The organism is Pseudovibrio sp. JE062, assembly GCF_000156235.1.
In the GTDB taxonomy this organism is placed as follows: domain Bacteria; phylum Pseudomonadota; class Alphaproteobacteria; order Rhizobiales; family Stappiaceae; genus Pseudovibrio.
In genome coordinates this window covers 451,162-466,360 of record NZ_DS996810.1, presented here as the reverse complement: position 1 = coordinate 466,360, position 15,199 = coordinate 451,162, and the positions used below count along the sequence as shown (strand labels likewise).

General features: G+C 53.0%; 12 protein-coding genes (1 of these 12 cut by a window edge). 4 read left to right on the top strand and 8 right to left on the bottom strand.

Features of this window, described 5'->3' with window-relative positions:
* A protein-coding gene (locus PJE062_RS16930) for a M23 family metallopeptidase (RefSeq protein ID WP_008550292.1) crosses the window boundary here: on the top strand, positions 1-1,590 show its 3' portion. Its footprint begins 369 nt before the window's first position; 1,590 of the gene's 1,959 nt are visible here — the last part of the coding sequence; its start codon lies off the left edge, out of view; its stop codon occupies positions 1,588-1,590.
* Here PJE062_RS16930 and PJE062_RS16925 read toward each other — a convergent pair.
* From PJE062_RS16925 to clpB, 3 genes are all read right to left on the bottom strand, one after another.
* A complete protein-coding gene (locus PJE062_RS16925) occupies positions 1,587-2,156 on the bottom strand; it encodes a hypothetical protein (RefSeq protein WP_008550532.1) in 570 nt (189 codons plus the stop codon). The two genes, PJE062_RS16930 and PJE062_RS16925, sit on opposite strands and share 4 nt — an antisense overlap.
* A 33-nt stretch (positions 2,157-2,189) precedes the next feature.
* Entirely contained in the window at positions 2,190-2,798 is a 609-nt protein-coding gene (locus tag PJE062_RS16920; protein WP_014282989.1) for a DUF998 domain-containing protein, read from the bottom strand.
* Between the two features lie 148 nt (positions 2,799-2,946).
* Complete coding sequence (gene clpB / locus PJE062_RS16915) at positions 2,947-5,526, bottom strand: ATP-dependent chaperone ClpB (RefSeq protein ID WP_008550337.1); 2,580 nt, start codon at positions 5,524-5,526, stop codon at positions 2,947-2,949.
* A gap of 207 nt (positions 5,527-5,733) precedes the next feature.
* Here clpB and PJE062_RS16910 point away from each other — a divergent pair, with 207 nt between their 5' ends.
* Entirely contained in the window at positions 5,734-6,504 is a 771-nt protein-coding gene (locus PJE062_RS16910; RefSeq protein WP_008550188.1) for an MOSC domain-containing protein, read from the top strand.
* Positions 6,505-6,610: 106 nt separating this feature from the next.
* Here PJE062_RS16910 and PJE062_RS16905 read toward each other — a convergent pair whose 3' ends face one another.
* The 5 genes from PJE062_RS16905 to PJE062_RS16885 form a co-directional block, all read right to left on the bottom strand.
* Positions 6,611-7,306, bottom strand: coding sequence for a DUF4167 domain-containing protein (locus PJE062_RS16905; protein WP_083793268.1), 696 nt, complete (start codon positions 7,304-7,306; stop codon positions 6,611-6,613).
* A gap of 439 nt (positions 7,307-7,745) precedes the next feature.
* The gene (gene prmC, locus PJE062_RS16900; RefSeq protein WP_008550128.1) at positions 7,746-8,630 is read right to left on the bottom strand and encodes a peptide chain release factor N(5)-glutamine methyltransferase; all 885 of its coding nucleotides are present in this window, start codon (positions 8,628-8,630) and stop codon (positions 7,746-7,748) included.
* Positions 8,630-9,703: a peptide chain release factor 1 gene (gene prfA / locus PJE062_RS16895; protein WP_008550572.1), complete on the bottom strand. Its 1,074-nt coding sequence runs from the start codon at positions 9,701-9,703 to the stop codon at positions 8,630-8,632. The genes prmC and prfA overlap by 1 nt, the downstream gene beginning before the upstream one ends.
* Positions 9,704-9,787: 84 nt before the next feature.
* Positions 9,788-12,052 (bottom strand): phosphoenolpyruvate--protein phosphotransferase, encoded by a 2,265-nt coding sequence (ptsP, locus tag PJE062_RS16890; protein WP_008550187.1) that lies wholly within the window; start codon positions 12,050-12,052, stop codon positions 9,788-9,790.
* Between the two features lie 97 nt (positions 12,053-12,149).
* The gene (locus PJE062_RS16885; RefSeq protein ID WP_008550391.1) at positions 12,150-13,400 is read right to left on the bottom strand and encodes an aspartate kinase; all 1,251 of its coding nucleotides are present in this window, start codon (positions 13,398-13,400) and stop codon (positions 12,150-12,152) included.
* A 156-nt stretch (positions 13,401-13,556) separates the two neighbouring features.
* Here PJE062_RS16885 and ubiG point away from each other — a divergent pair, with 156 nt between their 5' ends.
* Positions 13,557-14,333 carry a bifunctional 2-polyprenyl-6-hydroxyphenol methylase/3-demethylubiquinol 3-O-methyltransferase UbiG gene (gene ubiG / locus PJE062_RS16880; RefSeq protein ID WP_050773940.1) on the top strand — a complete coding sequence of 259 codons (777 nt, stop codon included), beginning with the start codon at positions 13,557-13,559 and terminating at the stop codon, positions 14,331-14,333.
* Between the two features lie 32 nt (positions 14,334-14,365).
* Positions 14,366-15,073 carry an alpha/beta fold hydrolase gene (locus PJE062_RS16875; protein ID WP_008550312.1) on the top strand — a complete coding sequence of 236 codons (708 nt, stop codon included), beginning with the start codon at positions 14,366-14,368 and terminating at the stop codon, positions 15,071-15,073.
* Positions 15,074-15,199: the final 126 nt, after the last annotated feature.

Genomic DNA, 15,199 nt, shown 5'->3' with positions numbered 1-15,199 from the left:
AAAGCCAAGCCGTATGCGCTCGTCAGCGCAAGCCTGGAGAACTTCAAGAAACAGGAAACCGCCGCGGACATTCCACCATTTGATCCGATCACCATGTATCAGGGCGAACAGGTGGCTCCGCTGCAGGTTGCCAGTGACGCGATCTATGGCGCGGACATTGAGGGTGAAGTCTCTATCTCTCAGCGCGACTTCCCGCTGGAAGCAATGAGCATGGTCGCTCTTCCCGATCATAAGGAAGAGGCTGTTCAACAACAGGTGAAGAAGGCAGCGATGTTCATGCTGGATAATTCCACGGACATTGCGGCTATCCCGAGCGTGGAAGACATCAACGCCGGCTTTGCCCCTCTTTCAGAACAGTCATTTGAAAACATCGAAGTTCGTATTACCGAAGAAAACGTCTCCTTCCAGCCCAAATCCCGCAAAACCACTCAGGCCAATCAGATCGAAGAACGCATTGTTCCGATCCTGACCCAGACTGACTTTATTGACATTCTGCTGGATGGCGAAGCCTCCGAGACAGAAGCGGAAGGCTACATCAAGGCGTTTACGGATAACTTCGGCATCGACACCATTAAAGCTGGCCAGATTTTCCGCCTCTCTCTGAACACTGATCAGATCGAAGAGGACGATGGCATTCTCGTGCGCGTCAGCATCTATGAAGACCAGCGCCACGTCGGCACCATCGCACGAAACGATGAAGGCGAGTTTGTTGTTGCACCAGAGCCAACCACGCAGATGGCAGCAGATGCGTTCAACTCGCAGCAGCAGAATTCGGTTGGCCCACGCGCCACCTATTATGACTCGATCTACCAGACCGGCCTGGATAACGAAGTTCCATCCTCTCTTATTAAAGAGCTGATCCGCATCTACTCTTATAGTGTGGACTTCAATGCGTCTGTGAAGAGCGGCGACGAAATGAGCGTCTTCTATGGTCTGGATGCAGACCAGACCACCGGCGCCTCCGAGATTCTCTATACCTCTATCACCGTGAATGGCCGCAGCCACCGTTTCTACCGCTTCCGCACACCGGATGATGGTGTTGTCGACTACTACGATGAGAACGGTCAAAGCGCGAAGCAGTTCCTACTCCGCAAGCCAATCGCAGCAGGCCGCTTTACCTCCGGCTTCGGTATGCGTCGTCACCCGGTTCTGAAAACCCGCCGTCTCCATACTGGAACGGACTGGGCAGCCCCACGCGGTACCGCAATCTTTGCAGCTGGCGATGGTGTTATTCAGAAAGCTGCATGGTCTGGCGGATACGGCAAACGCGTTGAGATCAAACACGCCAACGGTTACGTCACCACCTATAACCATATGACCCGCTTTGCCACTGGCATTCAAAAAGGCCAGCGCATCAGACAGGGTACGGTTATCGGTTACGTCGGCACCACCGGCCTCTCCACCGGTAACCACCTCCACTATGAGGTGAAGGTGAATGGCCGCTTCGTAAACTCACTGAAGATTAAGGTGCCACAGGGCCGTGTTCTCGAAGCGCAAGTGCTTGAAAACTTCAAGCGCGAACGGGACCGCATCAACGCTCTGATGGAAACTGGCCGTCCAAGCCAACGCGTTGCTTCACTGCGAAACTAGGTTTTGCAGTGAGCCACCTGCTCCAGGATCAACTCCACCACATCAGCTGGCTGCTTTTCAGAGATGTCGAGCGTCAGCTCATTCTCATGATTGGGTTTGAGCACAGTGGAGTTCCGCACCGCATTGCGTGATCGCTCCGGATCCATACTTTTCAAGCGCAGAGCCCGCTCCGGAGAAACTACGCGTTTGGCGATCTCATCTTCATTGCAAAGCAGTCTGACCGGCAAAAACCGGGCCTTTCTCCGCTGAGCTGTTTCCCGAATGGCCTCATAAATCTGCCGATCACTGGCATCATCCTCAAAACCCTCATGCGTAAAGATGTAACTTGCATGAGGAGCACCAAGCGTGGCCACCGTCTCCAGCACAGCTTCTCGCACTTTATCGATCTGCCTCCAAACACCTTCCGGGTAAGGTGTCAGCCGATCATGATCGAGCAATCCAAAAATCGGATTGTTGATCCATTGATTGTCGACGACTTTGGCACTCGTGGCCTCAGCCAGTGCCCGGGCAATTGTTAGCTTTCCGGTTCCGGCAAAGCCAACCAGATAAATAAGTACATTTTCCAAATTCAAATCCTCAGGCTCAAAAGCACAAACACATCAGCGAGAGGCTAAAACACTCCCAACCTTCTGACGCTTCTGCAGCAAAATCAAAACAAACCAAAGATAAGCACCGGTCTCCAAAACCCTTTGCAGCAGACCGCTCAAAGCAGTTTCCAGCATCAGGCTCAGGAACAATGCGAATAAAACCAATCCTGGAACAAACCAGTAAGACCGCCCTTCTTGTGCGCGGGCAAGCAAACAGAGCCCGACAACAGCACAAAAATAAGCAAATAGGCCAGCAGCGGAATGGATCAGCTGGCTTTGGCTCTGGTCAGCCATCCTGCATTCAAAATCACAGGGAAAGAACGCGGCAAGTCCAATGAAAAGCGGATAGCCTGCGAAAACCACCAGAGCGACACGTTCTGCCCTGCTCCGCATCAGATCACTAAAGCAGATGATGAAGCTCGGCAGCAGCAGAAGCTCAACCGCCAGGAAGCCCCAGAAGTTGACGGTTGGTCCGTGCGGAGCTCCCGTTGCACCAAGAACACTCATGAAATGAGAAATATGGCTGTACCCCGGATAGAACTGGGCGCCAATCGCCACCGTAGTCACGAGCCAGAGATAGCTCATCGCCACAAATAAGAGTGCAATATCAGCTTTTCTCATACCCGCCGCCCGCAAGATGCCCGTCCTCATCCAGCAGAACTAAACACTAAAAACAGATATTCGAAAAGGTACGGATGTCATCCGCCAAGGTAGATAGCAAAAAGGGCCGGAAAATCCGGCCCTTGTCTTCAACTCACAGAAAGGCTCATCAAGCCCTGTCGAACACCAGTCGATCAGACCCGTTAGAGACTTTGATCGTCTGCCCGTCAGAAATGGAACCAGCCAACAGCATTTCTGCCAGTGGATCCTGTACCTGCTTCTGGATAACGCGTTTGAGCGGACGAGCACCATAAGTTGGGTCATAGCCCTTCTCGGCAAGCCAGCCCATTGCACCATCATCCAGATCCAGAACCATCTTCCGGTCATCCAACAGCTTTTGCAGACGCTTCAGCTGAATTTCGACAATCTTGGACATCTGAGTACGCTGCAAGCGGTGGAACAGGATGATTTCATCCAGACGGTTCAGGAACTCAGGACGGAAATGCGCTTTCACAGCATCCATCACCGGACCGCGAACAGCCTCAGCATCTTCACCCTCGCCCTGAGCTGCGAGGAACTCAGCACCAAGGTTGGAAGTCATGATGATCAGCGTATTGCGAAAGTCCACGGTACGGCCCTGCCCGTCTGTCAAACGGCCATCATCCAGTACCTGAAGCAGAACATTGAACACATCACCATGTGCTTTTTCAACTTCATCAAACAGCACGACCTGATATGGCCGGCGGCGAACCGCTTCTGTCAGTACACCACCTTCTTCATAGCCAACATAGCCTGGAGGTGCACCAATCAGACGCGCAACGCTGTGCTTTTCCATGAACTCGGACATGTCCACGCGCACCATTGCCGTCTCATCATCGAACAGATAGCTCGCAAGTGCCTTGGTCAGCTCGGTTTTACCAACACCGGTTGGGCCGAGGAACATGAACGAACCAATGGGTCTGTTTGGATCCTGCAAACCAGCACGGGACCGGCGGACAGCGGTGGAAACCGCATGAACAGCTTCCTGCTGACCAACAACACGTTTGGCAAGTTCGTCTTCCATGCGAAGAAGCTTTTCACGCTCACCTTCCAGCATCTTGTCGATCGGAATACCGGTCCAGCGAGAAACAACCTGCGCAATGCTCTCACTGCTGACGGTTTCGTTGAGCATGGTGTTGTCAACGTCCTCAGCAGTCTGAGCGTTCGCCAGTTTCTTCTCCAGATCAGGAATAACGCCGTAGCTCAGCTCACCAGCACGGGCTAGATTACCAACACGTTGGGCCTGCTCCAGTTCAGTACGGGCTTCATCCAACTGCTCTTTGATCTTCTGCTCACCGCTCAGCTTGTCTTTTTCAGCTTGCCAGCGCTGTGTCAGGGCATTGGATTCCTCTTCCAGATCAACCAGCTCTTTTTCAAGACGCTGCAAGCGATCCTTCGTGGCTTCATCATCCTCTTTCTTCAGCGCTTCTCGCTCAATCTTCAGCTGGATAATCCGGCGGTCCAGCTCATCCAGCTCTTCCGGCTTGGAATCCACCTGCATGCGCAAGCGGCTAGCGGCCTCATCAACAAGGTCGATGGCCTTATCCGGCAGGAAGCGGTCTGTGATGTAGCGGTTGGACAGCGTTGCTGCGGAAACAATCGCGCTATCGGAGATGCGCACACCGTGGTGAAGTTCATACTTCTCCTTGATACCGCGCAGAATAGAAATGGTGTCTTCAACCGTTGGCTCACTCACAAACACGGGCTGGAAACGACGGGCCAGCGCCGCGTCTTTCTCAACGTGCTTGCGGTACTCATCCAGCGTGGTAGCACCAACACAGTGCAACTCACCGCGAGCAAGAGCAGGCTTGAGCAGGTTGGAAGCGTCCATCGCTCCGTCTGTCTTACCAGCACCAACAAGCGTATGCATTTCGTCGATGAACAGGATGATCCCGCCATCAGCGGCCTGCACTTCATTCAGAACACCCTTCAGGCGCTCTTCAAACTCACCACGATATTTCGCGCCAGCAATCAGCGCACCCATATCAAGCGCAAGTAGTTGCTTGTCTTTCAGGCTTTCCGGCACATCGCCATTGACGATACGCAGCGCCAGACCTTCCGCGATCGCGGTTTTACCAACGCCCGGCTCACCAATCAGAACCGGATTGTTCTTGGTACGACGGGAAAGAACCTGAATGGCGCGGCGAATTTCTTCATCTCGACCAATCACAGGGTCGAGTTTGCCTTCGCGCGCAGCTTCAGTCAGATCCTGAGCGAATTTCTTCAGCGCATCAAACTGGTTTTCAGCAGAAGCCGAGTCAGCCGTGCGGCCTTTACGAAGCTCATTGATCACTTCATTCAGCGCATTTGGCGTAACACCAGCCTGTGCCAGCGCTTTACCGGCCTTGCTGTCCTTATCCATGGCCAGCGCCAGCAGCAGCCGTTCCACGGTGACAAAGCTGTCGCCCGCTTTCTCCGCAATCTTCTGCGCTTGCTCGAAAAGACGAGCCGTTTCAGGCGCCAGATACAGCTGTCCGTTGCCGCCACTTACTTTTGGCAGCGCTGCCAGATCTGTCTCAATCTGCAGACGAACATCCTGAACGCGACCACCAGCCCGTTCAATAAGACCAGCCGCCATGCCTTCGCTGTCATCCAGCAAGACCTTCAAAATATGTGCGGGAGTAAACTGTTGATGCCCTTGTCCCAGAGCGTATGTTTGCGCAGACTGAATGAACCCACGCGCACGGTCGGTGTATTTTTCAAAGTCCATATATAACTCCTATGTGCCGTGTCACCCGAAGCATGACGAAGCATTTTGGGAGGATCCGAGCCTCATAAAGAGCACCCGAAGCAGGAGACTTCCTCCTGCACTCTTCATATAGTGGTTCAAACTGCCGACAAAAGAGGGCGCTCGCAAGATCTTGCCACAATCCTTTGTTTCTCATAGTTTCCACCAGCTTAAACAACGGAATTTAATATGACTTTTTCGCCTGCGCATATCACCGCACTCGCAACACATCCTGTTAAAGGCCTCACGGCACACCCACTTCAGACGGCAACTGTAGAAGCTGGAGCTGTCTTCCCGCTGGATCGTGCCTACGCTATCGAAAACGGCCCATGCGGCTTTGATCCTGCAGCGCCAAAACACATTTCCAAAAGCAAATTCCTCGTACTGGTCCGCTACGAAGACGTAGCCCAGGTCAAATGCACCTATGATCTGGAAAATAAAAGCATCACCCTGTCCAGGCCGGGTGAGGATGACGTTACCCTCTCGCTGGAATCCGCCGAAGGACAGGAAGCCCTCGCGGCTTACTTCACCGCGCATATGGGTGATAAAGCTGCTGGCCCACTGAAAGTCCGCCACGCAGACGACCACGCCTTTACCGACACCGCCGAAAACTTCGTGCATGTTGTGAACCTGGCCAGCGTCAAAGCTCTTTCAGAAACAATGGGCGTTGAGATCGACCCAAAACGCTTCCGCGCGAACATCTATGTGGAAGGCCTGCCCGCCTACGAAGAGTTCAACTGGGCCGACAAAAAGATCCACTCCAGCTCCGGTGTAGAATTCAAATTCGCCAAACGCACCCGCCGCTGCGCAGCTGTTGACGTCAACCCAACCACCGCAGAACGCGACACCAACATCAACAAGACCCTCTACGACACTCTGGGCCACATGGATGTTGGCATCTATCTGGAAGTGCTCAACAACGGCACCCTCTCCGTCGGAGATACGCTGATCGTGGAATAAACCCACACAAGCTGGCCATATAGCAAAAAGAAAACCCCGCCTTGTGAGCGGGGTTTTTCGTGAAAATCCGAAACCGGTAAAGGAACTAAAGCATCCTCCCAGATGCTTAGCTTTCACCGTCTCCGGTTGTTTCCAATGCCGCTGGAGCTGGTGCATCCTCTGCAGGAACACGAGCTGCGCGGGTGCGCTGTGTGCGAGCTGCACGTGGAGTACGTGCACGAGGCGTACGGCGTGGCTTAGCTGCAGCCGTTTCATCCTCACCACCTTCAGCCGCTTCAGCAGGAGCTGCTGCATTTGCAGAAGAAGGCGTACGGCGAACACCGCGACCACGAGTGCCACGAACGCGGCGACGTGGTTTGTCGTCTTCTTCATCACCTGCAGCAGGTGCCTCAGCAGCTTCAGCATTCTCTTCAACCACTGGGGAAGCTTCGATAAACGGCTGAGGCGTATCAAGGCCAATCACAGGCTGAGTGCTTGCAACAGCAACATCCTGCTCTTCGCTTGCCGCCGCACCGTTTGGCGCTTCAACAACAGCTGGTGCAGCTTCTTCTTCTGCGCGAGCAGAAGGAGCAGCACTCTGAGAGTTCTGGGGTTGAGCAGCAGCGACGATACGCTGGTAATGCTCAGCATGCTGATAGTAGTTTTCGGAGGTTACACGGTCTCCGGAGGCCTGAGCATCACGCGCAAGTTGCTGGTACTTTTCAGCAATATGCAATGCGGTACCTCGGATTTTAACATCCGGTCCATTTGACTCATAAGTACGTGTCAATGGATTTGGAGCCTTACGCCCCCGCCCACGCATGCGCTTGTTATTCTGATTTCCTGGTCTCATTCTGCCGTTAACTTTCCGGAATAGCAATCGAACCTACAGCGAGGTTCATGGGAGTAAGTTCTCCCGGATTCCAAATGCCGTTAATAAGCCTGCATGTTGATTAAGCCAAAGGCCACCAACATCGAAATGCAATCGCATTCGATCATATAACTGCTTCAATGCGATATCCGACATCCGATAGCAGCAATACAAATGCATTGCTCTCTCAGTTCTACGATACGAGGGGTCGCTCAACTATCTGCTTTGAAACTATCAACCGACGTCTCTGCCAGGCTCGTCTCACTGTCAGTGAGTGCCCATCCCCATCGTTTTCAGCTATTAGCTGGTATCGCTTGTCGGCGAGATGAAACTATCTCGTTCCGACGTATTTTCCAAGGGCTTTTTTCCAGATTATTGAATTCTTCGTCAATCATGGAAAAACTACAACAATGACCCTCGGCTGACCGGCCAGATCATGCTCACAACGAACCTCTAGCCCCACAAGTTCCCTTGCGAGAGTTGAAAGCTCTTCCGCTTGATCAAACCCGATCTCCATAAGGAGTCCACTATTTCTCTTAAGAACTAGTTTAGCGTTACCTATCAATTCTTTATAGGCAGTAAGTCCGTCGTCTCCACCATCCAATGCCAGCATCGGATCATGCTGCTTCACTTCATGGCTCAGCCCTTCAATCACAGCGCTGCGAATGTACGGTGGGTTACTCACAACAAAATCAAAAGCCCCGTTCAACGCATCCAAATAAGAACCCCGAACAGGGATAAAACGGCTTTCAAATCCGTTATTTGCTGCGTTTTGTCGCGCAGTCTCCAATGCCTCTTCGCTGATATCAACAGCAACACAAATGGCATTGGGTAACTCACTCAACAGAGCAATCGCGATGGCACCGGTTCCAGTTCCGATATCCGCAAACACCCAAGGCTTATCAAAACCACCATTGGCCTGACAAAATGCCAGTGTCGCCTCAACCAGCGTCTCTGTATCAGGACGCGGCTCCAGTGTTGCCTGTGAGAGAGAAAACTCAAGGCCCCAGAATTCACGCTTACCCAGAATGCGTCCAACCGGCTTCCCTGCCAGTCGCTCTTCTGCATATCGTGTCATAACCGCAATCACTTCCGGCGAGATCTCACGATCATATTCCAGAACCAGATTACGCGGCTCAATACCAAGAGCTTCAGCAGTTAGCACCCGCGCATCCAGATCAGCTTCCGCCAGATCTGCATCACGAAACAGGCTTCGCACCGCTAGGTACAAAGCCTGCACATTTTTAATCTCGAACTTTTCGAAGAGCGCGGACATTAAAGTCCTTCTGCAGCGAGCAAATTCGCCTGATGATCCATAGTCAGAGCATCAATAACTTCACCAGTCGCCTCGCCTGTCATCATCTGATCAAGCTTGTACAAGGTCAGACCAATACGGTGATCTGTCACGCGGCCCTGAGGGAAGTTATAGGTACGAATGCGCTCGGAGCGGTCGCCAGAACCAACCTGAACACGGCGGGCTTCAGTTCGCTCATTCGCAGCGCGCTCGCGCTCAACATCATAAATCTTTGCACGCAGCAACTTCATCGCGCGGTCTTTGTTCTTATGCTGAGAACGCTCATCCTGCACTGCAACCACAATACCGGTCGGGTTGTGCGTAATGCGAACAGCAGAGTCAGTGGTGTTCACGTGCTGACCACCTGCACCGGATGCACGGTAAGTATCAATGCGAAGATCTGCCGGGTTAATGTCTACGTCCACTTCTTCAGCCTGCGGAAGAACAGCAACCGTCGCAGCAGAGGTGTGAATACGCCCACCAGACTCAGTCTCAGGCACACGCTGCACGCGGTGAACGCCGGACTCAAACTTCAGCTTACCAAACACTTCCTGACCAGTAACCGCAGCAACAATTTCCTTAAAGCCACCCATATCCCCTTCTGAAGAAGACATGACTTCAACTTTCCAGCCATTGTTGTCAGCAAAGCGCTGATACATGCGGAAAAGATCGCCAGCAAAAAGCGCAGCTTCGTCGCCACCGGTACCGGCGCGCACTTCAAGAATAACGTCGTGAGAGTCAGCTTTATCTTTTGGCAGAAGCCCGATGCGCACTTTCTGGGTCAGCTCTTCAACAACACCAGTCAGTTCATCGCGCTCAAGCTGTGCAAGCTCTTTCATCTCCGCATCGCTGTCCGGATCAGAAAGCAAAGCTTCTGCGCCTTCCAGGTCACCTTCTGCTTTGCGCAGTTCCCGGATGGACATCACGATTGGTTCGAGTTCTGCGTAATCCCGCGAAAGCTTGATATAAACATCCGGTGCAGGACCAGATGCCATTTCGGCCTCAATGCCTTCAAAGCGTGCTAGCAGTGTATCTAGTTTTTCTGGTGCCAGCATTTCGCGGCAACTCCTCAAGCGTTAGACAGCTGGTACAAAAGCGCGACAGCCTCTCGGGTCTGCGGCAATCGTAACTTAAGCTGCTTATACCGGAATATTATTTTCGGATGCAAAGTTCGAAAGGAACTCGCGAATATCTTCCGACCCTTTACCCGCTTCCAGCTGTTTCAGCAACTCTTCTGAAAGTGCTGATAGATCCAAAGAGCGTAACATCGCCTTAACAGGACCAATGGAAGCCGGAGACATGGAAAGGTTTCTATATCCAATCGCCAACAGGGCCATCGCAGCAAGGGGCTGGCCGCCAAGCTCACCACACAGGGTAACCGGCGTATCCATTTTATCGCCAATAACAACGATCTTGCGCAAAGCACGCAAGAAGCTAGGTGACAAAGCTTCAAAACGCTCCGCAACCAGCGTGTTACCACGGTCAACTGCATAGAAGAACTGGAACAGGTCGTTCGAGCCAACGGAGACGAAATCTACTTCCTTGTAGATCTCTTCAAGCTGGTACAGCAATGCCGGAACTTCCAGCATCACACCAAGCTTCAGCTCTTTTGGCGTATCGTGTCCATGCTGGCGAAGGTGCTTCAACTCACGCTCAACATAATCTCGTGCCTGCTGGAATTCAGAAACGTCGGCCACCATCGGGAACATGATGCGCAAGGAGCGCCCTGCCCCTGCATGCAGCATAGCTCTGATCTGGGTGCGCAACAGGCCCGGACGATCCAGTCCAAAACGAATTGCGCGCCACCCCATGGCCGGGTTTTCTTCCTGAGCCAGACGCAGGTAAGGCAGAACCTTATCACCACCAATGTCCAGAGAACGGAAAGTAACTGGCTTGTCGCCAGCCGCATCCAGAACTTTGGAATAAAGGCTGTGCTGTTCCTGCATGCGAGGGAATGCAGAAGCTACCATAAACTGCAGTTCAGTTCGGAAAAGCCCAACACCATCAGCACCTGCATCTTCCATGCTTGGAAGATCAACCAGCAGACCAGCATTCAGCTGAAGCTTAACGTCCACACCATCTTTGGTGACAGTCGGCTCATCACGTAGCTGACGATAAATTTCCTGACGCTTGGAGCGCAGGCGAACCTTGTCCGCAAAAGCTTGTTCAACATCATTTGCCGGGCGAAGGAAGATCTGGCCGATCTCACCATCCACGATGATGGCATCAGTCGCTTCCACCAGGGAAACAATGTCTTCAACCTGCCCAACTGTCGGTATGCCAAGCGCACGGGCAACAATAGTCACGTGACTGGTTGGGCCGCTTTCTTCCAGAACCAAACCACGAATACGGTCGCGGTCATAATCCAGCAGCTCAGCAGCGCCCATGTTGCGGGCAATGATGATCGCATCTTTTGGCAGATCGTCTTCGCCGCTGTGGTTCTTGCCCATCAGCTCGCGAATAAGGCGGTGCGCCAGATCATCGAGGTCGTGTAGGCGCTCACGCAAATAAGGGTCAGTCTGCCGGAGCATCTGAGCGCGTGTATCGCTCTGAACTTTCTCAACAGCAGCTTCCGCCGTCAAACCATTGCGGATCGCTTCATCAATCTTCCGGATCCAGCCACGGTCATAGGCAAACATCCGGTAAGCTTCCAGAACCTCACGGTGCTCACCGTGTTGGGAAAACTCACCGCTGGCCAACATGTGGTCCAAAGACTGACGCAGACGCGTGACAGATTCTTCAAGACGCTTCTTTTCAGTATCCGCGTCCTCAGCAATCAGATTGGTGATAACCACACGCGGTTCATGCAGAACAACGTGGCCAAGGCCAATGCCATCAGCAAGGGCAACACCCTTCAGATGCATCGGGCGGATCACATCAATCGTTGTGCCTTGCTGTGCAATCGCTTCCAGCTCACCAGCCGCGACCATCTCAGCGATAACCATCGCAGTGGTCTGCAGGGCTTCCACTTCATCTTCGAAGTAAGTCCGGTGGTCTTTGTTCTGAACAACAAGCACGCCAAGCGTACGTCCTGCACGTAGGATCGGCACACCAAGGAAGGAGTTGTAATTCTCTTCGCCCGTTTCAGGACGATAAGCAAACGCCGGGTGCGCCTGCGCATTTGGTAGGTTCAACGGTCTGGCATCAGAGGAAATCAAACCAACAAGACCCTCACCAACCTTCAGAGAAGTCTGGTGAACCGCGTCCTTATTCAGGCCCTCTGTCGCATACAGCTCAAGAACCCCATCCGCGCGCAAAATGTACACGGAACACACTTCCGCAACCACGTTTGCCGCGATCAGACGTACAATCTTGTCGAGCCGTTCCTGCGCATTAATCGGCTCCGCCATCACTTCACGAAGCTTACGGAGGAGTACGCGCGGTCCGGCCAAGCTGCTGCGCATGCTCCGCCCTACCTATAATTCTGCTGGCCTTTTTAACAGGCCACGTTGTGCCTTGGAAGTTGTCCAAGACACAACAATATTCTCGACAGTAGGAAACCTAGCCGTCAAGTCCGTATAGCGAATGGAGAGTACGAACCGCAAGTTCCGTATACGCGGAATCGATCAGAACAGAGATTTTAATCTCAGATGTCGTAATCGCGCGGATGTTAATCCCCTTCTCAGCCAAGCCTTCAAAACACTGGGCTGCAACACCGGCATGCGAACGCATACCCATGCCGATTACGGAAACTTTTACAACATCAGTAGCGCCTTCGATATTCTCGAAGCCAATTTCCTCGACGTTCTCCTCAATTACCTTGCGCGCACGCTCGTAATCGCTCTCTGGAACGGTAAAGGTGATATCGGTCGTCTTCCCATCTGGAGAGATGTTCTGAACGATCATGTCTACGTTGATGTTGCCTTCGGCCAACGGGCCAAACACTCTGGACGCGATGCCAGGTTTGTCAGCAACGTTACGGATAGAAATCTGTGCTTCGTCTTTTGAGTAAGCGATGCCAGTGACGACTTGTTGTTCCAAAATCTCGTCCTCGTCGCAAATAAGTGTACCTACAGGGGTTCCGTCAGCGCTAATCTGCGGGGCATCCGGATCATCAAAGCTGGAACGTACAAACGTACGAACGCCGTGAACCATCGCCATCTCAACAGAACGGACCTGCAAAACCTTCGCACCAAGAGAAGCCATTTCCAGCATCTCTTCAAAAGCAACACGTTCCAGACGCGTCGCCTTGGCCACCACACGTGGGTCAGTGGTATAAACACCGTCCACATCCGTATAGATGTCACAGCGGTCTGCCTGAATAGCAGCAGCAATCGCCACCGCACTGGTGTCAGAACCACCGCGTCCAAGCGTCGCCAGCCTGTTGTCAGGCGCTACACCTTGGAAACCGGCGCAAACTGCAACCTGTCCACGCTCAAGGCGCTCAATGAGAGTTTGACCTTCAATGCTCTCAATACGCGCCGCGCCGTGGGCTTCATTCGTGCGGATAGGAATTTGCCATCCCTGCCAGGAACGTGCATCCACGCCCATATCTTGCAGCACAATCGCCAACAAGCCGGAAGTCACCTGCTCACCTGAGGCAACAACCGCATCATATTCACGCGCATCATGCAGCGCTGCGGCTTCTTTCGTGTAGCCAACCAGCGTGTTCGTCACACCAGCCATCGCGGATACAACAACGGCAACCTGGTTGCCTGCTTCCACTTCACGCTTCACGTGCCGCGCAACATTTCTGATACGCTCTAGGTCGGCAACGGAGGTGCCGCCAAACTTCATAACCAAACGGGCCATCGCTTCCCAAATTCCTCCGAGGGCCTTTGTGATGAACCGATCATCACTACAAACGGCGCTAATCCATACAACTAGCGCCCTTCTATCGCAACCAGCGGCTTGACAAAAACCGCGATTAGACCCACCAGTACCGGGATGAAAGTGGAGAGTTGAGCTATGAGCACCGCGCAAAAACCAAGCAACGCCGCCAAAAATCCGGCACAAACCACAATCGACCCGGCGGAAGTTGCGCATTTCTCATCAATTGCATCGGAATGGTGGGACCCTACTGGAAAATTCCGTCCTCTCCACAAATTCAGCCCAGTCCGCATCTCCTATATTAAAGAGTATGCCTGCGACCACTTTGGCCGGGACGAGACATCCCCTAAAGCCTTAGAAGGTCTACGTATTTTGGACATCGGCTGCGGCGGCGGCCTCCTCTCTGAACCGATGGCTCGCATGGGTGCAACTGTGGTCGGCGCAGACGCTTCCGAGACCAACATCAAAGTAGCCACACTTCATGCACAGCAGTCCGGCCTCGACATCGACTATCGCGCGCAAACAGCTGAATCTCTCGTTGAGGCAGGTGAGCAGTTCGACATCGTGCTCAACATGGAAGTGGTGGAACATGTCGCAGACGTTCCACTGTTCATGAAGTCCTGTGCAGATCTTGTGCGTCCCGGTGGAATGATGTTCACTGCAACTATCAACAGAACTCTGAAAGCCTATGCCCTCGCAATTGTCGCAGCAGAACGCGTTCTCCGCTGGCTACCAAAAGGCACTCACCAATACGAGAAGCTGGTTCGCCCGAAAGAGCTGGAAGCACCACTCAACGAAGCAGGCATGAGCATCTACGAGCGCTGCGGTGTCAGCTTCAATCCGCTAACCGACAGTTGGTCCAGAACGACCGACCTGGATGTAAACTACATGGTAATAGCTCGGAAGCCAGAGTAGCAGCTGGCATCCAATCAAAAAGGAGAATGAAAATGCCAGACACAGCAACAGCAGAAACTGTCGTTTTCATTCCCGGCCTGACCAGCACTGGCGCTTTGTTCGGACCTCAAATCAACTCTCTGAAAGAGCGCCCGATCATCATAGCCGAAACCTGCGGCATGGATTCCATTGAAGCCATGGCAAAGAGATTGCTGGACCATACACCCGAAAAGTTCGCTCTCCTCGGCATGTCCATGGGCGGTTACGTCGCCCTGGAGGTGATTCGACAGGCACCTGAACGTGTCAGCCGCCTTGCGCTGGTCAACACAAACGCCAGAGACGACACCGCGGCTCAAACGCAGCTTCGCCATACACAAATGGAAATTGCAAAAAAGGGAGGCTTTCACAAGATCGCCTCCATGCAATACCCGCAGCTCGTCCACCCTGCCCGCCATGACGACACCGCCCTTAGACAAGTGGTTTTCGATATGGCTGCTGAGATCGGTCCTGAGGATTTCCTGAAGCAGCAAACCGCCATCATCAATCGCCCCGATCAAAGGCCAAACCTCCCGGCAATCCAATGCCCGACCATGATCATCGCTGGCGAAGAGGACAGCCTGCTCCCGCTCGATAGATGCCGCGAAATGCATGACGCAATCGCAAACAGCAAACTGCACATCATCCCGGATTGCGGCCACATGTCGACACTGGAACACCCGGTTCATACAAGCGAGCTCGTACAGGACTGGTTGGCATCATAGCAGCTCCGCAAGGTTAACGAGTCCTTCAGAAAAAAGCCGCTGAAATCCCTTAGAATCCAGAATATCCTTTTGCCAATATTAGCGCCTATAAACAGGAGGGTGTACGCGGCGTAAGTTACCGGCAAA